Consider the following 20680-nt stretch of genomic DNA (forward strand, 5'->3'; position numbering starts at 1 on the left):
CCGCCGCGGCGTGAGGAAAGGACAACGATGTTTCTTCGCACAGCACGCGGACGCCGCGCCTCCCTGGCGCTCGCCGCAGGGGCCGCCGCCCTCGGCCTCGCCCTCACCGCCTGCGCGCCCTCGGGCGGCGCCTCGGGCTCCAACGGCGGCTCCGGCTCCGCCGACACCCTCGTCGCCTACACCGGCCAGTCCGGCGACTACCAGATCAACTTCAACCCGTTCTCGCCCTCGAGGATCGGCGGCCTCGGCACGATCTACGAATCCCTGTTCTTCGTCACCAACGCGAACACGAACGACTACGTGCCGCTGCTCGCGACCGAGTACGCCTGGAACGAGGACGGCACGCAGCTCGACATCACCCTCCGCGACGGCGTGACCTGGACCGACGGCGAGGCGTTCGACGCCGACGACGTCGTCTTCACCTTCGAGCTCATCCGCGACAACCCGGCGCTCAACACGGGCGGCTTCAACGGCGAGGTCACCAAGGTCGACGCGACGCACGTCTCGATCGCGTTCCCCGAGCCCGCGTTCGTCACCGGCCCGGACGTGCTCGGCAAGACCTTCATCGTGCCCGAGCACCTGTGGGGCGACGTCGACCCCACGACCGACGTCATGGCCGAGCCGGTCGGCACGGGGCCGTACGTCCTCGGCGAGTTCAAGCCGCAGGCGTTCACGCTCTCGGCCAACGAGGACTACTGGGGCGGCGCTCCCGCCGTGAAGAACGTGCGCTACCTGTCGCTGTCGGGCAACACGGCCGGCGCCGACGCGCTCGCCGCGGGCACGATCGACTGGCAGACGGGCCCCGTGCCCGACATCGAGAACGTGTCGGAGAACTACCCCGGCTACGAGGCGATCACGGTGCCCATGAACCAGATGGCGCTCCTGTCGTGCTCGAACGCCGACCTCGGCTGCGAGGGCCCGCAGACCGATCCGGCCGTCCGTCAGGCCATCTACTACGCCATGGACCGCGACCAGCTCAACGCCCTCGCGTTCCAGGGCACGGCGAGCGAGATGTCGCCGACGTTCGCCCTGCTTCCGGCGCAGGAGCAGTTCATCTCGGGGGAGATCGAGGAGAAGGTCGCGCCCGCGAAGGCCGACCTCGACAAGGTCGACGAGATCCTCACCGGCGCCGGCTACGAGAAGGGCTCGGACGGCATCTACGCGAAGGACGGCGTCAAGCTCGAGCTCACCGTCGAGGTCGTGACGGGCTGGACCGACTACATCACGGCGATCGACACGATGTCGCAGCAGCTGAAGGCGGCCGGCATCGGCCTCTCGGCCTCGCAGTCCTCGTGGAACGAGTGGACCGACAAGAAGAGCAAGGGCACGTACCAGCTCGCGATCGACTCGCTCGGCCAGGGCGCGGTGAGCGACCCGTACTACCTCTACAACAACTTCCTCTCCTCGGCGAACACGGCCGAGGTCGGCCAGGCGGCTCCCGTCAACGTGGCGCGCTTCAGCGACCCGGCCGTCGACGAGGCGCTCGCCGTCCTCAAGCGCACGAACCCGGACGACACCGCGACGCGGCAGGAGCAGTTCGACGTCATCCAGGCGGCGATCGTCGAGGACATGCCCTACATCCCGATCCTGACCGGCGGCACGACGAGCGAGTACAACGTCGAGAAGTTCAGCGGATGGCCGACCGAGGACGACCTGTACGCGTTCCCGGCCGTGTGGGCGGCGCCCGACAACGCCGAGGTCTTCAAGGCCCTCGAGCCGACGGGCAAGTGACCGTGGCCGAGGAGGAGTTCGAGACGGGAGGCGCGACCTCATGAGCTATTTCCTGCGCAAGCTGGGCTTCTACCTCGTCGCCCTGTGGGCGGCGCTGACGCTCAACTTCCTCATCCCGAGGCTGCTCCCGGGCAACCCCGTCGACATCCTGCTCGCCAAGCTCCAGCAGCGCGGCGGCACGGTGACGGCGGAGACCCGGGCGGCCTACGAGCTCCTCCTCGGCGGCAACACGTCGGATCCGCTCATCGTGCAGTACGGGAGCTACCTCGTGAACGTGCTGCGCGGCGACCTCGGCCTGTCGGTGACCTACTTCCCGGCGCCGGTCACGGAGGTCATCGGGCAGTCCCTGCCGTGGACGATCGCCCTCATCGGCATCGCGACGGTGCTCTCGTTCGTCATCGGCGTCGGGCTCGGCGCCCTCGTCGGCTGGAAGCCCGGCACGTGGCTCGACTCCCTCGTGCCGGCGACCACCCTGCTGGCAGCGGTGCCCTACTTCTGGCTCGCGCTCATCCTCGTCTACTTCTTCGCGACCCTGCTCGGGATGTTCCCCTCGCAGGGCGGGTACGACGTGGCGCTCAACCCGGGGTGGAACGCCGAGTTCATCGGCTCAGCCATCTACTACGGCTTCCTGCCGGCGCTGACGATCGTCATCGCCTCTCTGGGCGGATGGCTGCTGGGCATGCGCAACATGATGGTCTCGACGCTCTCGGAGGACTACATCCTCACGGCCCACGCGAAGGGCCTGCCGGCGTCGCGCATCCTGCGCGGCTATGCCGCGCGCAACGCCGTGCTGCCGTCGATCGCGGGCTTCGCGATCTCGCTCGGGTTCGTCGTCGGCGGGTCCGTCGTCACCGAGCAGGTGTTCTCGTACCCCGGGATCGGATCGAAGCTCCTGTCGGCGGTCACGAACAACGACTACGCGCTCATGCAGGGGCTGTTCCTCTTCATCACCCTCGCGGTGCTCGGCGCGAACCTCGTCGTGGACCTCTTCTACGGCCTCATCGACCCCCGCACGCGGGCCCGGAGCTGACATGACCAACATCGCCCCCAGGACAGAGCCCTCCGTCGCCGAGGCGACCGAGGCGATCGTCTCGCGCACCGCGCGCGAGCAGCGCGCCGACCGCGTGCGCCGCTCGCGCTCGGCGCTGCGGCAGATGCTCCCCACGATGACGCCCTGGCTCGCGCTCGGGCTCGCGCTCATCGGCGGCATCACCCTGTTCGGCCTCATCGCCCCCTTCTTCGTGGGCGACCCGAGCGCCATCCGCGACATCGGGCTCGCGCCGCCGTCGGCGGAGTTCCTCCTCGGCACGACCCAGACCGGCCAGGACGTCTTCGCCCAGCTCGCGATCGCGACGCGCGGGTCGCTCGAGATCGGCCTCATCGTCGGCGTGCTGGCGACCGTGCTGTCGGCCTTCTTCGGCATCCTCGGCGCGTACATCGGCGGCTTCGCCGACGAGGCCTTCTCGCTCTTCTCGAACGTGTTCCTCGTCATCCCCGGCCTCCCGCTCGTGATCGTCATCTCGGGCTTCGTGCCCGCCGAGGCGCGCGGCCTCTGGACGATCGCGGTCGTCCTCGCCGTGACGAGCTGGGCGGGGTCGGCGCGCGTCCTGCGGGCGCAGACCCTGTCCATCCGCAGTCGCGACTACGTCGCGGCGTCGAAGGTGGCCGGCGAGCGGGCGTGGCGCGTGATCGCGGTCGAGATCCTCCCGAACCTCCTGCCCGTGCTCGCGTCGCAGTTCGTCTTCGCCGTCATCGCGGCGATCCTCGGCGAGGCCGGCCTGTCGTTCCTCGGCCTGGGCGCTTCGAACTCGTCGACGCTCGGCACCATGCTCTTTTACGCGCAGAACGGGTTCGCCCTGCCGCTGGGCGCCTGGTGGTGGTTCGTTCCGCCGGGCCTCGTCATCGCGCTGTTCGGGATGGGCCTGTCGCTCGTGAACTTCTCGATCGACGAGATCATCAACCCCAAGCTCAAGAACGTGCGCCTCCACGCGCGTCGCGAGCGTCGCGCGCGCCGTGAGGCCCGCAGGAAGGAGCGTGCGGCATGAGCGCGACGACAGCGCGCCGGCCCGTCCTCACCATCGACGACCTCTCGGTCGTGTACGAGGTGGAGCAGCCCGTGACGGCGGTGAAGGGCGCGTCGTTCGAGCTCGCGGCGGGGGAGATCCTCGGCCTCGCGGGCGAGTCGGGCTGCGGCAAGACGACCCTCGCGTATGCCGTGAACCGGCTGCACAAGCCGCCGGCCCGCATCGCGAGCGGCAGCATCGTCTTCCACGATCGCGAGGGCGGCGACGTCGATCTGCTCGCCCTCGCCGACGAGGAGCTGCGCGCCTTCCGCTGGTCGAAGCTCTCCATGGTGTTCCAGGGCGCGATGAACGCGCTCAACCCGGTCATCAGCATCCGCGCGCAGCTCGAGGACGTGCTCGTCGCGCACCGACCGCGGATGTCGAAGGCCGAGCGGCGCGAGCGCGCGGCGGACGTCCTGCGCCGCGTGGGCGTGGATCCGTCGCGCCTGACGTCGTTCCCGCACGAGCTCTCCGGCGGCATGCGCCAGCGGGTCATGATCGCGATGGCGATGATCCTCGAGCCCCAGGTCATGATCATGGACGAGCCCACGACGGCGCTCGACGTGGTCGTGCAGCGCGACATCCTGCGCGAGATCGTCCGCCTGCGCGACGAGCTGGGCTTCGCGGTGATCTTCATCACGCACGACCTGCCGCTGCTGCTCGAGATCAGCGACCGCATCGCGGTCATGCTGCGCGGCGAGATCGTCGAGCTGCGCGCGGCCGACGACATGTACCGCGATCCTCACCACGAGTACACGAGGAAGCTCCTCGGCTCGTTCCCCAGCCTCAGCGGGTCGCGCGGGGCGTTCATCCGATCCGGCGTCGACGAGTCGCCGGTCGCCGACGGAGCGGAGGCTCGAGCATGACCACGGTGCGCGTCACGGACCTCGTGAAGGAGTTCAGCGTGCGGGAGGGCCTGCGCCGCAGGCGGTTCCGCGCGGTCGACCGGGTCTCGTTCGAGCTCGTGCCCGGACGCACGGTCGCGCTCGTGGGGGAGTCGGGGTCGGGCAAGTCGACGATCGCGCGGATCCTCTCGAAGCTCGAGCACCCGACGTCGGGCGAGATCGACGTGCGGCAGGCGGATGGCCGTCCGGTCGCCCCCGCCGAGTACCGGCGCCACGTGCAGATGGTCTTCCAGGATCCGTTCGCATCGCTCAACCCGTTCCACTCGATCGAGCATCACATCGCGCGGCCGCTGCGGATCCACCGGCGCACGCGCGGTGCCGACGAGACGCACGAGCGCGTGATCGAGATGCTCGAGCGCGTGAACCTCGATGCGTCCTTCGCATCGCGTCGCCCGCACGAGCTCTCGGGCGGACAGCGGCAGCGCGTGGCGATCGCGCGGGCGCTCGCGCCCGGGGCGCAGGTCGTGCTCGCCGACGAGCCGGTGTCGATGCTCGACGTGTCGATCCGGCTCGGGGTGCTGAACCTCCTCGGCCGGCTGCAGCGCGAGGACGACCTCGCGGTGCTCTACATCACGCATGACCTCGCGACCGCACGCCACTTCTCCGACGAGATCCTCGTGCTGTACAAGGGGCGCGTCGTGGAGCGCGGCCCGGCCGACGCGGTCATCCTCGACCCGCAGCACGACTACACGCGCCTGCTCGCGATGGCCGCGCCCGACCCCGAGCGCGTGGGCAAGGTCGTGAGCGGCGAGGCGGCGCCCGACCGGGCGAAGCTCGACAACTCCGTGTGCTTCAACCACTTCACGGGGGAGTGGGAGGGCGCGCGCACCGCTCCCGCCAGCGCGGCCTGACCCCGCCAGCATGTCTCGCTTTCCCTGGCTTTCCGGACCGGATGGCCGCGGGAAGCGAGACATGCAGAGGGGTGCTACGCGATCCAGACCTCGAGGACGCGCGCGGAGGGCTCGGACGTCGGGGCCGTCGTCTCGAGGATGCCGCTCTCGGCATCCCAGGTCCACGACCATCCGCCCTCGCTCGACGGGAAGAACGGCGCGACCTCGAGGGCGCGTCCGCGCGCCCAGGGCAGCGACAGCCGCGCCGACGCGTCGCCGCGCCGCCGCCACACCGAGACGTAGGCGTGGCCGTCGAGCGCGAGGCCGAGGGCGACCCAGTCGTCCTCCCACGCCGGGAGGCCGAGCGGCCAGATCGGCCGGCGCGACCGGATGTCGCCGAGCACGGCCTTGTGCGCCGCGACCGCATCGCGGACCGCCGCGCGCTCGTGCGGGGCCATCCGGTTGAGGTAGCCCGACAGGTACATGCGGCCGAGCACTCCGTTCACCAGCGCGAACGTGCGCTCCTCATCGGTCATCCCGGCCTGCGGGTAGGCCCAGTTGCCGGCCTGCTCGGGGAGGATGGATGCGGGCGCCGCCGCGGCGATCGACGCGTACGCCACGGGGTCCTGCTGGTCAGACGTCGACTGCAGGTGCAGGCGCGAGAGCATCGCGTAGTCCATCCGCATGGCGCCCGACGCGCAGTTCTCGATGAGGAGATCCGGATGGCGCGCCTGCACGCCGTCGATCCAGTCGAGAACGGCGCGCGCGTGCTCGAGCAGTCCGTGCCCGGGCGCGAGGCCGTCGCGGTCGGTGCCGGGGCCCGTCATCGTGTTCTCGTCCATCTTGATGAACGCGACGCCGTACTCCCCGACGAGGCGGTCGACGACCGCGTCGAGGTGCGCGCGGGCGGCGGGGTGTCGCAGATCGAGCAGGTGCCGCCCGTGCTCGGCGATGCGCACGCCGCCGCGCGAGAAGAACGCGGCGTCGGGCAGCGTCTGCGCGAGCGGCGACCGCACGCCGATCACCTCGGGCTCGAGCCACAGGCCGGGGGTCATCCCGCGCGAGCGGATGTACGCGGTCGCCTCGCCGATGCCGCCCGGGAAGCGCGCGGCCGACGGCTCCCACGCGCCGACGCCGTCCCACCAGTGCCCGTCGGCGTACCAGCCGGCGTCGATGCAGAACGTGTCGGCTCCGGCCTCGGCCGCGGCGTCGATGAGCGGCAGGAGCTTCTCGGTCGTCGGGTCGCCCATGAGCGTGTTCATGTAGTCGTTGAAGACGAGGGGCAGCGCATCGTCGGCGTCGCGCGGGCGGCGGATGGCGCGGCGCTGGTCGGTGAGCGCCTGCAGCGCCGCCTCCACGCCGCCCTCGGCGACCGCGATCGACACCGGTGCGGAGGTGAACGTCTCCCCGTCGCGCAGCTTCACGGACCACTGGTGCTCCTGGTCCGTCGGGCCGGACAGCAGCAGGTAGGCGCCGTGCCCGTTCTCGCCGAGCTCGGCGACCCACGGCCCGTTGTGCTCGATCTGCCACGCGAGTGCGTAGTCGCCGCGTGCGGACGCGATGACCCCCGTGGGCGCCTTCTCGCCGCTCGACCACGACCCGCGGTTCCCGAGCGCGAGGCGCGTGCGGGGCGCCTGGTGGTTGTGCGCGGCGCGGCCCACGTCGACGAGGCCCGCCTCGCGCAGCGGCTGCACGCGCCACCTGCTCTCGGCGATCCAGTCGCTGTCGGCGTGCGCGACGACGATGTCGTCGACGGATGCCGTGCGCGCGTCGGCGAGGAAGGAGCCCGTCGCGAAGCTCGACACGAAGTCGACGACGAGGTCGCCGTCGACCGCGACCTCGGTCCACGCCCGCAGCGCGGGTGCGGACGCATGCGCCGCGAGCACGCTCGTGACGCGGAGCCCCCGCGACGCGTCCTCCTGGCGCACGCGCAGCTCGCGCCATCCGTCCTGCTCCGACTCCTCGTGGCCGACGTAGCGCAACGCGCGCCCGATCACCGTGTCGACGTGGCGGAAGCTGCCGGGGAACCGGCCGTGGCCGAACGCCGACAGCTCGACGAGAGGCTGCTCGCCGTGCCCCTCGGGCAGCACGGGAGCGGGCGCGGGGGATCCGGATGGCCGGATCGCGAGCACCGAGACGGGCGCGTCCTCGGGCAGGGCGAGGGCGACGTGGACGCGCTCGGCGCGCCAGTGCAGGGTCTCGGGCACGACGGATCCTCCGTGATCTCGGGTGTCGCGGCGGGGCGCGGCCGCGTGTGTACTGTGATCTTTCCAGCGCGCGTGGCCGAGCACAAGCGAGTATGTTCAGAAGGGTGACAAACATGGACGTCGAGGACACGGCGCTCGCGGGCGGCGAGATCGGCGAGATGTCGCCGGCGATGCGGGCGGCGCTTCTCGAGGTGCTCATCCACGGCGAGCTCCCGCGCGCGGAGATCGCGCGCCGCCTCCACCTCTCCCGCGCGAGTCTCACCCGCATTACGCGCTCCCTCGTCGACGCCGGGCTGCTCACGGAGGGCGGCACGCGCCTCATGGCGCAGACGGGGCGCCCGTCCGAGATGCTGCATCTGCGCGCGTCGGCTCGCCACTTCCTCGGGATCAAGCTCACCGGCGACACCCTCTACGCGGTCGTCACCGACCTCTCGGCGTCCGCGGTCGAGAGCACCGAGCGTCCGCTCGCGTCGCGCGAGCCCGCGGATGTCGTCGCCGAGATCGCCGACGTGGCGCGCGGATACGCGGCGGACTACCCGACGCTGACGTCGGTGGGGATCGCGATCGCGGGCCGCGTGAGCCAGGGCGCGGACGGAGCGCTCGTCGAGCGGTCGTTCTTCCTCGACTGGACCGACGTGCCGCTCGGGGCGCTCGTGCGCGACGCGACCGGGCTTCCGTGCTCCGTGGAGAACGACGTGCAGGCGCTCACGGCGACCGAGCACTGGTTCGGGGCGGGCGCGGGCATCGACGACATGGTGCTCATCACGGTCGGCGCGGGCATCGGCTGCGGGCTCGTCGTGAACGGCCGGCCGGTCGACGGCGCGCACAATCGCGCGGGCCAGATCAGCCACCTCATCGTCGACGAGGCGGGGCCCCGGTGCGGACTCGGCCATCGCGGCTGCGCATCGAGCCTGCTCGTGAACAGCGCGATCGTGAACGCCTACCGACGCCCGGGTGTCGAGTACGAGGGTGTCGTCGAGGCCGCGCGCGCGGGCGACGAGCTCGCGCTCGCGGCGTTCGCCGACGCGGGTCGCGCGCTCGGCGTCATGATCGCGACGGTGGCGAGCCTCGTCGACCCCCAGAAGGTCGTCGTCACAGGAGACGGCATCGCCGTGGTCGAGCTCGCGGGCGACGCCCTGCGCGCCGCGCTTGACGAGAGGCTCGACAAGGACGCCGCTCCGGTCGATCTCGACGTGCGGACGTGGGACTTCTCGGAGTGGGCGCGCGCGGGGGCCGGGCTGGCCATCCGCGCGCTTCTCGCGTGAGCGTTTGTTTCAGCATTTGACAAAGTGACCCCCGCGCGGGAACCTGGTCTCTGACGATGCCGTCGAGACGGAGGCCCGCATGACCATCACCTCAGCTCCCGTGAGCGCACCCCCGCGCACGACCACGCTGTTCCGCGCCGCGGGCGCGGCGCTCATCGTGGCGTTCCGCGGCGAGGATCTTCCCGAGGTCCTCCACTGGGGCGCGGATCCGGGAGCGGTGGACGGGGCCGCGCTCGCCGCGCTGGACGCGGCGTCCGCACGTCAGATCACGGCGAGCGCGCTCGACGAGGCGTGGCCGCTCACGGTGCTCCCGACCGAGCGCGACGGATGGCAGGGGCGCCCGGGCATCGCGGGCACGGTCGACGGCGCGCCGCTCCTGCCGGGGTGGCGCGTGGAGTCGGTCGAGAGCGATGACCGCGGCTTCGCGCTGCGCGCGCACGCCGACGGCCTCGTGCTCGAGAGCTCCCTGCGGTTCGACGCCGCGGGCATCCTGCGCGTCGACCACCGCGTCGAGAACGCGGGCGACGCCGTCGTCCAGCTGTCGGCCCTCGACGCGACGCTGCCGGTTCCCGCGCGAGCGAGCGAGCTGCTCGACCTCGCCGGCCGCTGGACGCGCGAGCGCTCGCCGCAGCGCCGCCCGGTCGCGATGGGCTCGCACGCCCGTGACTCGCGCCGCGGGCGGACCGGGCACGACGCTCCGACGCTGACCGTCGTGGGGACGCCCGGCTTCGACGACCGCACGGGCGAGGCGTGGGCCGTGCACCTGGCCTGGAGCGGCGACGCGGTGTACCGCACCGACCGCCTCGCCGAGGGGCGGAACGTGCTCGGAGCGGGCGAGCTGCTCCGCACGGGGGAGATCGTGCTCTCGGCGGGCGAGGCGTTCGCCGCGCCGACCGCCTGGTTCGCGTGGAGCGACCGCGGGCTCGACGGGATCTCCTCGCGCTTCCACCGCTCCCTGCGCGCGCGCCCCGGCCATCCGCGCACGCCGCGACCGGTCGTGCTCAACACATGGGAGGCGGTCTACTTCGACCACGAGCTCGAGCCGCTCATCGCGCTCGCGGATGCCGCTGCCGAGGTCGGCGTCGAGCGGTTCGTCCTCGACGACGGCTGGTTCCTGGCTCGGCGCAGCGACGGTGCGGGGCTCGGCGACTGGGCGGTCGATCCGGCCGTCTGGCCCGAGGGCCTGCACGCGCTCGTCGACCACGTGCGCGCTCGCGGCATGGGCTTCGGGCTGTGGGTCGAGCCCGAGATGGTCAACCCCGACTCCGATCTCGCTCGCGCGCACCCCGAGTGGGTGCTCGCGCCATCCGATCGCGCGACGCGCACCTGGCGTCACCAGCACGTGCTCGACGTCGCGCGCCCCGAGGTTGCCGAGTGGCTGCTCGCGACCCTCGGGGCCCTCCTCGAGGAGTACCCGATCGAGTACCTCAAGTGGGATCACAACCGCGACCTGCTCGAGGCCGTGCACGCGGGGCGCGCGGGCGTCGACGCGCAGACGCGCGCGGTGTACGCGCTCCTCGACGAGCTGCGCCGACGCCATCCGCACGTCGAGATCGAGTCGTGCTCGTCGGGCGGCGCGCGCGTCGACCTCGGCATCCTCGAGCGGACCGATCGCGTGTGGGCGTCGGACACGAACGACCCGCTCGAGCGCACGCGCATCCAGCGCTGGACCGAGCTGATCCTGCCGCCCGAGCTCATCGGCAGCCACGTCGGCCCGACGCAGGCGCACACGACCGACCGCGTCACCGACCTGCGGTTCCGGATCGCGACGACGCTCTTCGCCTCGGCGGGCATCGAGACCGACATCACGCGCTTCACGGCCGACGAGCGCGCGCAGCTCGCCGAGTGGATCGCGGAGTACAAGCGCCTCCGCTCCCTCATGCACACGGGCGAGCTGCTGCACGACACCGTCGCCGATGAGGGGGCCGCGCTCACGGGCGTCGTGTCGGAGGACCGCGCGCACGCGCTCTACCGGCTCACCCGCGAGGCGACGGGGGAGTGGGCCGTGCCGCCCGCACTGCGCCTCCCGGGTCTCGACCCGTCGCGGACCTATCGCGTCGAAGTCGTGCGCGCGCTCACGACGGGCCACCTGCTCGACATGCGGCCGGTGCCGTGGATCGCGGAGGGCTCGGTGACGCTGCCGGGCTCGCTGCTGTCGACGGTCGGCGTGCGCACGCCGCTGCTCGCCCCCGCGTCGGCGCTCGTGCTCGAGGCGACCGCGGTCGCGTGAGGCGCGCGGGTGGAGCGCGCGTCGCGGGTACGGTGAGCGGATGACCCGTGCGGAGATCGAGCGGCTGCGAGAGCGTGCGCGGGCGCTGCTCCCCGCGCACGTGTTCGACTACGTCGCGGCGACGGCGGATGGCTCGAGCGAGGCCGAGGCGGATCGCTGGGATGCCGTGCGGTTTCGTCCGGCGGCCCTCCGCGGCGAGCTGGATGCGCAGGTCGCGACGACCGTTCTCGGAACGCCGGTCGACCATCCGATCCTCGTCGCGCCGATGGCGCAGCAGGTCGCGGCGCATCCCGACGGCGAGATCGAGATGGCGCGCGCGGCCGCGGCGTCGGGCACCCTGATCGGCGTCTCGACGAACACGGCGATCCCGTTCGCGCGTATCGCCGAGCAGGGGGCGCCGTGGTGGTTCCAGACGTACCTGCTCGCCGAGCCCGCTCTGACCTGGGCGCTCGCCGAGCGCGCGGCGGAGGCCGGGGCCGCGGCGATCCTGCTCACCGTCGAGCTCACGGCGCTGCGCGTCGAGCCGCACGTCGAGCCGGTGAACTGGCCGGAGGGGCCGGCCCGCGCACGGCTCGCGAACCTCACGGCCGACGAGCGCGCGCTGCTCGGCGACCGCCCGGCGCGCAATCCGGGCCTCGATGACATCGCCCGACTGCGCGACGTGACCGGCCTGCCGGTCGTCGTGAAGGGCGTGCTGCGCGGCGACGACGCGCGTCGTGCGGTCGACGCCGGCGCGGCCGGCGTCGTCGTCTCGACGCACGGGCACCGGCGCCTGGCCGGCTCGGTCGCGGCGGTCGAGGCGCTCGGCGAGGTGGTCGAAGCGGTCGGCGCGGACGCCGAGGTGTCCGTCGACAGCGGCATCCGCGACGGGCGTCACGTGCTGGCGGCCCTGGCTCTCGGTGCGCGGGCCGTCTTCGTCGGGCGTCCGGCCTGGTGGGCGCTCGCGGCGGACGGAGCGGATGGGGTCGCGCGGCTCCTCGACGGGATGGCCGACGAGCTGCGGCTCGCGCTGCTCCAGGCCGGGGTCGCGACGGGCGCCGAGGCGAGCGCGGCGCGACTCGCCCGGGTGACGGGATGGTGAACGCTCGATTCGCGTCTGGGGCGCAGTTGTCCTAAGCTTGTCCGCGGTGACGTGTCCGAGCGGCCGAAGGTGCAACTCTCGAAAAGTTGTGTAGGGTAACCCCCTACCGTGGGTTCAAATCCCACCGTCACCGCCACCCGAAACCCCCTCCTCGCGAGGGGGTTTCGTCGTTGTAGAACGCGGTGATCCGCTCGATCCTCGACGACGCCACCGACTCCGTCCGGATGATGAAGCGGCCAAGTGCTGCTCGTCTTTGACAAGCGCAAGGCCGAGCAGTGCTGCAGATGCTCGGCCTTGAGGGGATTCGTCCCGCCCGGCCTGGCGGATGAGCGATGGCAAAGCGCGTGGCACAGAGCGCGAGCTCCTCGGGCCCTCCGTGCGAGGATTCCGCGGGTCATCGGCGATCGTCTGGCACATCGACGGCACATTGCTTGTTCCTGTCGTTCTCCCGTTCCTACAGTGCGAGCAGCACCTCGTCGCCCCTCACGAGAGCTGAACTGCAGCACCCCCTGTCCGGGTGAACGGCGAATGACACCCGATCGCCGACCTTCACCGAGATCCCGCCGATGGAGGCGAAATGACGAACACTGCATCACACATGAAGACGCCGGCGAAGGCCGCGATCGCGTCCTGGGTCGGCACGACCCTCGAGTACTACGACTTCGCGGTCTACGGAACCGCCGCAGCGCTGGTTCTGAATGTGCTCTTCTTCCCCGAGGACCTGCCGGATGGCATCAAGGTGCTGCTGAGCATGGCCACGTTCGCGATCGGATTCGTGGTGCGTCCGCTCGGCGCCTTCATCCTCGGCCCCATTGGCGACCGCTTCGGGCGGAAGTTCGTGATGATGATCACGCTGTTCGGGATCGGCGCGTGCACGTTCCTGATCGGATGCCTGCCCACGTACGAGCAGATCGGAGTGCTCGCGCCGATCCTCCTGACGGTCATCCGCATCCTCCAGGGGCTCTCGGTGTCCGGCGAGCAGGCGAGCGCGATCACGATGAGCCTCGAGCACGCGCCCGAACGCCGTCGGGCGTTCACCACGAGCTTCGTGACGAGCGGGTCCGCGTCCGGTGGGCTGCTGGCGACCGCCGTGTTCATCCCGTTCGCGGCCCTTCCGCAGGAGCAGCTGCTCGCGTGGGCGTGGCGCGTCCCGTTCTGGCTGTCGGCGGTCGTCGTGGTCGTCGCCTACATCATCCGCCGCAGCCTCGAGGAGCCGCCCGCGTTCCTCGAGACGCAGGCCATCAAGGTCCAGCTGTCTCCCCTCAGCCAGGCAACGCGGTTCCACTGGGTCACCATCATCCGCATCGCGGCCTGCGCGATGATCGCGGGCGTCAGCTACCTCTTCGCCTCCTTCTCGGTCTCCTTCGCGACGGTCGGCTACGAGCTCGACAAGCCCACGATGCTGTGGGTTCCGGTCTGCGCGAGCTTCCTCGCCATCCTGTACACCCCTCTGGCCGGCCTGCTCGCCGACCGCATCGGACGGCGCACCGTGTTCATCATCGGCGCGGTCGGCGCCGGCATCACGACCGCCCCCTACCTGTGGGCGATCACGCAGGGCAACTGGCCCCTGATCTTCGTGCTCGGCATCCTCTGCAACGGCCTCTTCTACTCGACCGCGAACGCGGCGTGGCCCGCCTTCTTCGCCGAGATGTTCCCGCACCGTGTTCGGGTGTCGGGCCTCGCGGCCGGGACGCAGATCGGCTTCGCGATCGCCGGCGCCATCGGCCCCGTCGCGTCGACGGCGCTTGCGGGGGCGGACCTGACCGGATGGGTGGGGCCGGCCCTGCTCGCGATCGGCCTTATGCTCGTCGCGACGATCTCCGCGGCGACGGCCAAGGAGACGCGTGGCCATACCCTCGACGAGATCGACGACCTGCAGCAGAGCGAGCGCGAGAAGGAGGTCGTCACGGCCGCGATTGTGCTCCCGCGGTCCGTCTCGTAGGGCCCGGATGCGACCGACCCCTCAGCCCGCTCTCCGCGACCTGAGGGGTCAGTCGCGCTGTCGGGGACCGGTCGACGCGCGCACGGTGAGATGCGCCGAGATGTGGTCGACGCGATCGGACCGATCCCGAGTGGAGAGGCGGCCGATGAGCATGTCGACGGCCGCCCGACCCGCGCTCTCGCCGGGCGAGGTCACGGTCGTCAGCGGCGGATGGGAGAACGAGGAGCCGAAGATGTCGTCGCAGCCGACGATGCTGAGATCCTCGGGAACCGACACACCCAGGCGGTGCAGGCGATCGAGCGCGCCGATGGCGAGCACGTCGTTGAAGAAGATGCACGCGGTGGCGCCGGTGAGGACGACGGCATCGGCGGCCGCCGCTCCGTTCGCGAGCGTCGGCTGGTAGCGGCCCACGACCACGAGCTCGACCTCCCGTTCCGCGGCCGCGGCGGAGATCGCCTCGAAGCGGATCTCGTCGGTCCAGGACCCGTGGGGGCCGCGCACATAGGCGATGCGATCGTGGCCCAGCGAGTTGAGGTAGTGCACCGCCTGACCGAGCCCCGCCGGGGTGTCGATGACGACGCCGGAGAGGCCCGGTGCCGCGCGGTTGATCATGACCGTGGGCGTGATCTGGGCGACGGCGCGAAGCGCGTCGTCGTCGATCCGCGGGGAGGAGACGACGATCCCGTCCACCGTCCGCGCCATCTCGCGCAGCCACTGCTCCTCCATGGGCAGCGACTCCTCGGTGCTGACGAGGAGATGGAGGTAGCTCGCGGCGCGGATCTGCGCCTGCGCTCCGCGCGTCACGTCGAGGTTGAAGGGGTTGGTGAGGTTCGGGAGGACGAGGGCGATCGTGCCTCGCGCCATCCTGTTGTCCGCGGCGGGAAGAAGCGCCGACGTGTAGCCCATCTCCCGCGCCTTCGCGGTGATGCGCTCGTACATCCCGGCGCTCACCCGATTCGGGTTCGAGAACGCGCGCGACACCGTGGAGGGCGCGACCCCGCAGGCCTCGGCGATCTCGGTCAGCGTGACGCGACGCTGGATGCGACGGGCGGGGATGACCATGGGTCGATGGTATCCGAGACCGGCACGATCGGGTGCGGCACGAGGCAGGGAACATGGCAACGAATGTGCCATCTCTTGGTTCTCCCTCATTGACTTGACAGGGGCGGTGCGGCGAGAGCGGCACAAGGATCGCACATTCTCTTCGCATCGGATTTCCACGGTTCTAGCCTGGGCACGCCAGCGGATCGAAGAGGAGAGGAGCTGACGATGACCCGGAGGATCGATCTGGTCGCAGATCTCGGCGAGGGCTTCGGCGCCTGGCGGATGGGCGACGATGCCGCTCTGCTCGACATCCTCACGTCGGCGAACATCGCCTGCGGCTTCCACGCCGGCGACCCGCAGATCATGGACGAGACCGTGCGCTCCTGCGTGCGGCGCGGGGTCGGCATCGGGGCGCATCCCTCCTTCCCCGACCGGCAGGGGTTCGGGCGCCGTGACATGGGGCTCACGGCCGACGAGGTGCGTGCCGACGTGCTCTACCAGATCGGCGCCCTGCAGGCGTTCGCCGCATTCCACGGTGCACCCGTCGCCCACGTCGCGCCCCACGGTCGCCTCGGCAACCTCGTCGCGGTGCGTGAGGACTACGCCGACGCCGTCACGGCGGCCGCGCGGCGCCTCGACCCCGAGCTCATCATTCTCGCGCAGGACGGCATGCTCGCCGACGCGGCGCGTGCGGCGGGGCTGCGCGTGGGCATCGTCGGGATCGCCGACCGCGCGTACGAGGATGACGGCACGCTCGTGCGGCGCAGCGAGCCCGGCGCGGTGATCCACGACGCAGAGGAGATCCGCCGCCGCACCGTGCGGATGGTCGTCGACGGCGTCATCGAGAGCCGCAACGGCGTGCCCATCCCCATCGCGTGCGACACAGTGCTCGTCCACGGCGACACCGCGGGAGCGGTCGCGCTCGCGCAGCAGATCCGCCGCGGCCTCGAGGCCGCCGGTGTCGAGATCGCCCCGCTCGCGGACTGGCTGGAGCCGTCGTGACGAATCCGCTCGTGGTGATCTCGCCGAGCGGGACATCCGCTCTCCGCGTCGCGAGCGCTCTGCCCGACCGCGAGGCAGGCTGGCGGCTCGTCCACCATCTCGCGCGCTTCCTCGACGCCTCGCGCGTCCCGGGCGTCGCATGCGTCATCCCGACCTACGACGCGGTGCTCGTCGAGATCGACCCGATCGACGTCTCCCTCGACGGGCTGCGCGACTATCTCGCTCAGGCGGCCGAGCAGATCGACGTCGACCGCCCGCTCAGCCAGAGGCCGCGCGAGTTCGACGTGCCGGTGCTGTACGACCTCGCGGGCGAGCTCGACCTCCGCGACGTCGCCGATGCGCAGGGCCTGAGCGTGGACGAGGTGGTTCGCCTCCACAGCGAGCCCGCCTATGTCGTGCGCTGCCTGGGAGCGCCGGGGGGATCGCCGATGCTCGACGGGCCGCCGTTCCCACGCCCGGTGCCCCGTCTCGCGAGCCCGCGACCCCACGTGCCTCAGGGGGTCGTCTCGGTCGCAGGACGCCAGGCGACGATCACACCCGCCGCGGCCCCGGGCGGGTGGCCGCTCATCGGGAGGACGCCGCTGACGGTTCTCGACCTCGACGCCGAGCCGTTCGTGCCCTACGAGCCGGGAGACGTGATCCGCTTCCGGCCGATCGAGGCGGATGAGTACGCCTCGCTGCTCGGCACGCGCATGGAGGCGCGATGAGTGCGGGAGCGCTGACGTTCATCGAGGCGGGCTCGACCCAGGTGACCGACCTCGGCCGCCGTCGCGGCCCTCGCTATGGCGTCCCGGTCAACGGCGCGCTCGACCAGAGGTCGGCTCGCATCGCCAACATCCTCGTCGGCAACTCCGATGACGAGCCGCTCCTGGAGCTCACCGCGCTCGACGTCGAGTTCGTACCCGATGTCGATATCCTCCTCGCGGTCACGGGCGCCGACGGGCACCTCACGGTGGACGGCGTCGGCCGGCCCTCGAACCAGCCCGTCTCCGTCCGCGCGGGTGAGACGGTCGCCCTGCGCGACCTCCAGGGCGGGCTGCGCGCGTACGTCGCAGTGCGCGGGTCATTCGACGTCCCGCGACTGCTCGGCAGCTGCGCACCCGACTCGGTCCTCGGATTCGGCGGGCGGGTCGCGGCAGGGCAGGCGATCGCCGTCCGGCGGTCGACGCCGGTGATCTTCAACCAGCATTTCGCCGCCGAGCTGTACTGCCTCGACGTGCCGCGCCTGCCGACGGGATTCGTCATCGACGTCACGGATGGCCCGGACATCGCGGATTTCGCGGGCACAGCGGGGCGCCTGTTCGACCAGCCCTATCTCGTCACGCCGACGAGCAACCACATCGGACTCCGGATGACCGGCCCCCTCCCCGAGCGCACGGCCGGGGGCGAGGTGCTCTCGCGCGGCGTGCCCGTCGGCGCCGTCGAGGTGCCGCCCGGGGACGAGCTCCTCGTCCTCCATCGGGGGCGCGGCGTCACCGCCGGCTATCCCGTGCTCGCTGTCGTGACACCCGGATCGCTCGACCTGCTCGCCCAGGTGCGGCCGGGTCAGCGTGTGCGATTCCGCAGGATGTCGACGTCGGGCGCGGCGGCGAGGGCACGCGCCGACCGCGTCGAGCTGGAAGCACTCCGTCTTCGCGTCCAGTCCGTGTTCTCGGCGCTGGACGCGCTCTCAACCGCCACCACCGGAAGGACTCTCTCATGACTTTCTCCGACTACCGCGTCGCGCTCGTCACCGGTGCGACCAGCGGCGTCGGCCGTGGCGCGATCGACCTCTTCCTCGCGAAGGGGCTGACCGTGCACGCCGTCGCGCGCGACGAGTCGCGACTCGAGGCGCTTGCCGAGAAGGGGGTGATCACCCACGCGCTCGACGTCCGGGACACCGCGGCGCTCACGCGCGCACTCGCCGGGATCGAGGCCGACATCGTGCTCAACAGCGCGGGCGTGAGTCGACCGGGGAACATCCTGAGCGCTTCGGCCGAGGATCTGGACGACCTCATCGAGGTGAACCTCACGGCGGTCATGCAGATCCTGCGTCTGCTCTACCCCGGGATGGTGGAGCGCGACCGCGGCCACGTCCTCAACATCTCCTCGATCGCGGGGCACTACAACTTCTTCGGCCACACCGCCTACCACGCGACCAAGGCCGCCGTGCATCAGCTCTCGCGTCAACTCCGCAATGACGCGCTCGGCCGGCGCGTGCGGGTGACCGAGCTCAGCCCCGGCCGCATCGAGACCGAGATCTTCTCGCGCAACCTCGGCGGCACGCCGGAGACGGACGCGGAGGCGTGGGCGACCTACTACGAGGGCTACGAGTCGCTCACGGTCGACGACGTCGTCGCCGCCATCGAGTTCGCGATCGACGCGCCGTCGCACGTCAACGTCGGCCTTCTCGAGCTCATGCCGACCTTCCAGGTGCCGGGAGGCCTCACCTTCGATCGCCGCGAACAGGACGCGGAGTAAGGACAGCGACATGGTTCACGTCACCACGAGGATCGAGCGGGCCGAGGCGTCCGACGTCGAACGGCTCGGCCAGTTCACTGCGGCCACCATCCACGAAGCGCAGGGGCGGCGCGGCGCGCTCGATGCACGGATCAAGCCGATCGATCCGGACACCTCCTTCGTCGGCTCGGCTTTCACCGTCGTGTGCGCCCCGCGCGACAACCTCATGCTGCAGGTCGCGATCCACTACGCGCAGCCGGGAGACGTCCTCATCGTCTCTGCGGGCGAGTACGCCGAAGCGGGGATGTTCGGAGACGTGCTGGGCAACGCCTGCAAGGCGAAGGGGATTGCCGCGCTCGTCACGGACGCCGGCGTGCGCGACACGCGAGAGCTTCGCGAGCTCGGACTGCCCGTGTTCTCGGGCAGCGTGTCGATCAAGGGCACCGTGAAGGAGACCCTCGGCGCCCTGAACCAGCCGGTCGTGTTCGGCGGCGAGCTCATCCGTCCGGGCGACGTCGTCAAGGGCGACGCCGACGGCGTCGTCGTCGTCCGCCGCGAGGAGGTCCGAGAGGCGGCGGAGCTGTCGGCGGCGCGCGATGCGCACGAGGCGTCCCTGATCGAGAAGTACTGGGCCGGAGGCACGACGATCGAGCTGTGCAACCTCGCCGAGGTGCTGAAGGCCAAGGGGCTCACGACCGATATCGAGGTCGCACCGTGAGCGCCGCTGCCTCGTCGTTCCGGGCGGCCGCGCGCCTCGACCGCATCAAGCCCTCGCCGAGCACGGCGGCGGCAGCGCGCGTGCGTGCGCTCAAGGCCGAGGGGCGCCGGATCCTCGATCTCACAGTCGGCGAACCGGACTTCGACACTCCGGAGCACGTGAAGCAGGCCGCGATCGCCGCGATCGAGGCGGGTGAGACGAAGTACACCGCCGTGAACGGGACGCCTCGCCTGCGGGAGGCGATCCGAGGATCGCTGCGGCGCACGCACGGCATCGAGTACGCGGACGCCGAGATCACCGTCGGCGGGGGAGGGAAGCAGGTCATCTTCCTCGCCCTGATGGCGACGCTGGACGTCGGCGACGAGGTGCTGATCCCTGCTCCCTACTGGGTCTCCTACCCCGACATGGTCCGCGCGAACGACGGCACGCCGGTCATCGTGGCGACCTCGGCAGAGGGCAGATACAAGCTCACCGCGGACGCGCTCGAATCGGCGATCACCGCCCGCACGACCTGGGTCATCCTGAACAGCCCCGGCAATCCGAGCGGCGCGATCTACACCGAGCAGGAGCTCGCCGCGCTCGCCGACGTGCTCCGCCGCCATCCCGCGGTGTCCGTTCTCTCCGACGAGATCTACAGCGAGATCTCGTTCACCGGGGCGCCCGCGCCGAGCCTCGCGGCCGTCGCACCCGATCTGCGGCACCGTGTGCTGGTCGTGTCGGGCGTCTCCAAGTCGTACGCGATGACCGGCTGGCGTCTGGGCTACGCGGCCGGCGATCCCGCCCTCATCGGCGCGATCAACACGCTCCAGTCGCAGACGTCCTCGTGCCCGTCGTCGATCAGCCAGGCGGCTGCGGCTGCCGCGCTCGAAGGGCCGCAGGACTTCATCGCCGATTCGGTTCCCCGCTACGCCGAGCGCCGCGACGCCGCCGTGGCGGGCATCCGGGCGATCGACGGTCTCCTCCCCGTCGTCCCGGACGGCGCGTTCTACCTCTACGTCGACTGCGCCGGGATCATCGGTTGCATCGCACCGGACGGACGCATCCTGTCCGACGACCAGGACGTCACCCTGTACCTGCTCGACCGGGCGGGCGTCGCGGTGATCCAGGGGTCGGCATATGGCCAGTCGCCGTTCTTCCGGATCTCGTTCGCGACCGACCTGCGGACCATCGCCGAAGCCGTCGAGGGAATCGCGGAGGCGGTGCGAGCGCTCCGCTGAGCGCCG

The 20680-nt window shown here is 71.3% G+C and carries 17 protein-coding genes and 1 tRNA gene; 16 read left to right on the forward strand and 2 right to left on the reverse strand.

Annotation, left to right across the window (positions count from 1 at the left end; genetic code table 11):
* Positions 1-27: 27 nt before the first annotated feature.
* From ACOWU6_RS02480 to ACOWU6_RS02500, 5 genes are read left to right on the forward strand one after another with little or no spacing between them, the layout of a single operon-like run.
* Complete coding sequence (locus tag ACOWU6_RS02480) at positions 28-1731, forward strand: ABC transporter substrate-binding protein (RefSeq protein WP_421074596.1); 1704 nt, start codon at positions 28-30, stop codon at positions 1729-1731.
* Between the two features lie 40 nt (positions 1732-1771).
* Positions 1772-2761, forward strand: coding sequence for an ABC transporter permease (locus ACOWU6_RS02485; RefSeq protein WP_421074597.1), 990 nt, complete (start codon positions 1772-1774; stop codon positions 2759-2761).
* 1 nt (position 2762) lies between these two features.
* Positions 2763-3776 carry an ABC transporter permease gene (locus ACOWU6_RS02490; RefSeq protein ID WP_421074598.1) on the forward strand — a complete coding sequence of 338 codons (1014 nt, stop codon included), beginning with the start codon at positions 2763-2765 and terminating at the stop codon, positions 3774-3776.
* Positions 3773-4660: an ABC transporter ATP-binding protein gene (locus tag ACOWU6_RS02495; protein WP_271173131.1), complete on the forward strand. Its 888-nt coding sequence runs from the start codon at positions 3773-3775 to the stop codon at positions 4658-4660. The genes ACOWU6_RS02490 and ACOWU6_RS02495 overlap by 4 nt, the downstream gene beginning before the upstream one ends.
* Positions 4657-5550 (forward strand): ABC transporter ATP-binding protein, encoded by an 894-nt coding sequence (locus tag ACOWU6_RS02500; protein ID WP_421074599.1) that lies wholly within the window; start codon positions 4657-4659, stop codon positions 5548-5550. The genes ACOWU6_RS02495 and ACOWU6_RS02500 overlap by 4 nt, the downstream gene beginning before the upstream one ends.
* Before the next feature lie 74 nt (positions 5551-5624).
* Here the strand turns inward: ACOWU6_RS02500 and ACOWU6_RS02505 are convergent, their stop codons facing one another.
* On the reverse strand, positions 5625-7736 hold the full coding sequence (locus ACOWU6_RS02505; RefSeq protein WP_421074600.1) for a glycoside hydrolase family 36 protein: 2112 nt from the start codon (positions 7734-7736) through the stop codon (positions 5625-5627).
* 113 nt (positions 7737-7849) lie between these two features.
* On the opposite strand from ACOWU6_RS02505, the gene ACOWU6_RS02510 reads away from it, so the two are divergent.
* From ACOWU6_RS02510 to ACOWU6_RS02530, 5 genes are all read left to right on the forward strand, one after another.
* Complete coding sequence (locus ACOWU6_RS02510) at positions 7850-9001, forward strand: ROK family protein (protein ID WP_421074601.1); 1152 nt, start codon at positions 7850-7852, stop codon at positions 8999-9001.
* 79 nt (positions 9002-9080) lie between these two features.
* Positions 9081-11231 (forward strand): alpha-galactosidase, encoded by a 2151-nt coding sequence (locus tag ACOWU6_RS02515; protein ID WP_421074602.1) that lies wholly within the window; start codon positions 9081-9083, stop codon positions 11229-11231.
* A gap of 40 nt (positions 11232-11271) precedes the next feature.
* Positions 11272-12312 carry an alpha-hydroxy acid oxidase gene (locus ACOWU6_RS02520; RefSeq protein WP_421074603.1) on the forward strand — a complete coding sequence of 347 codons (1041 nt, stop codon included), beginning with the start codon at positions 11272-11274 and terminating at the stop codon, positions 12310-12312.
* Positions 12313-12357: 45 nt separating this feature from the next.
* A tRNA-Ser gene (locus ACOWU6_RS02525) sits at positions 12358-12448 on the forward strand.
* 462 nt (positions 12449-12910) lie between these two features.
* Complete coding sequence (locus ACOWU6_RS02530; protein ID WP_421074604.1) at positions 12911-14254, forward strand: MFS transporter; 1344 nt, start codon at positions 12911-12913, stop codon at positions 14252-14254.
* A gap of 48 nt (positions 14255-14302) precedes the next feature.
* On the opposite strand, the gene ACOWU6_RS02535 is transcribed toward ACOWU6_RS02530, so the two are convergent.
* Positions 14303-15316 carry a LacI family DNA-binding transcriptional regulator gene (locus ACOWU6_RS02535; protein ID WP_421074605.1) on the reverse strand — a complete coding sequence of 338 codons (1014 nt, stop codon included), beginning with the start codon at positions 15314-15316 and terminating at the stop codon, positions 14303-14305.
* Positions 15317-15523: 207 nt separating this feature from the next.
* Here ACOWU6_RS02535 and ACOWU6_RS02540 point away from each other — a divergent pair, with 207 nt between their 5' ends.
* From ACOWU6_RS02540 to ACOWU6_RS02565, 6 genes are read left to right on the forward strand one after another with little or no spacing between them, the layout of a single operon-like run.
* Positions 15524-16300 carry a LamB/YcsF family protein gene (locus tag ACOWU6_RS02540; RefSeq protein ID WP_421074606.1) on the forward strand — a complete coding sequence of 259 codons (777 nt, stop codon included), beginning with the start codon at positions 15524-15526 and terminating at the stop codon, positions 16298-16300.
* Positions 16297-17007, forward strand: a complete 711-nt coding sequence (locus tag ACOWU6_RS02545; RefSeq protein ID WP_421074607.1) for a 5-oxoprolinase subunit B family protein — start codon at positions 16297-16299, stop codon at positions 17005-17007. The genes ACOWU6_RS02540 and ACOWU6_RS02545 overlap by 4 nt, the downstream gene beginning before the upstream one ends.
* A complete protein-coding gene (locus tag ACOWU6_RS02550; RefSeq protein WP_421074608.1) occupies positions 17004-18002 on the forward strand; it encodes a biotin-dependent carboxyltransferase family protein in 999 nt (332 codons plus the stop codon). Before ACOWU6_RS02545 ends, ACOWU6_RS02550 begins: the two co-directional genes overlap by 4 nt.
* Positions 17999-18760, forward strand: coding sequence for an SDR family oxidoreductase (locus ACOWU6_RS02555; protein WP_421074609.1), 762 nt, complete (start codon positions 17999-18001; stop codon positions 18758-18760). The genes ACOWU6_RS02550 and ACOWU6_RS02555 overlap by 4 nt, the downstream gene beginning before the upstream one ends.
* 10 nt (positions 18761-18770) lie before the next feature.
* Complete coding sequence (locus tag ACOWU6_RS02560; protein ID WP_421074610.1) at positions 18771-19457, forward strand: 4-carboxy-4-hydroxy-2-oxoadipate aldolase/oxaloacetate decarboxylase; 687 nt, start codon at positions 18771-18773, stop codon at positions 19455-19457.
* Positions 19454-20674, forward strand: a complete 1221-nt coding sequence (locus ACOWU6_RS02565; RefSeq protein ID WP_421074611.1) for an aspartate transaminase — start codon at positions 19454-19456, stop codon at positions 20672-20674. Before ACOWU6_RS02560 ends, ACOWU6_RS02565 begins: the two co-directional genes overlap by 4 nt.
* Positions 20675-20680: the final 6 nt, after the last annotated feature.

The sequence above is a fragment of the Microbacterium sp. SA156 genome (assembly GCF_049065455.1).
Classification (GTDB): Bacteria; Actinomycetota; Actinomycetes; order Actinomycetales; family Microbacteriaceae; genus Microbacterium; species Microbacterium barkeri.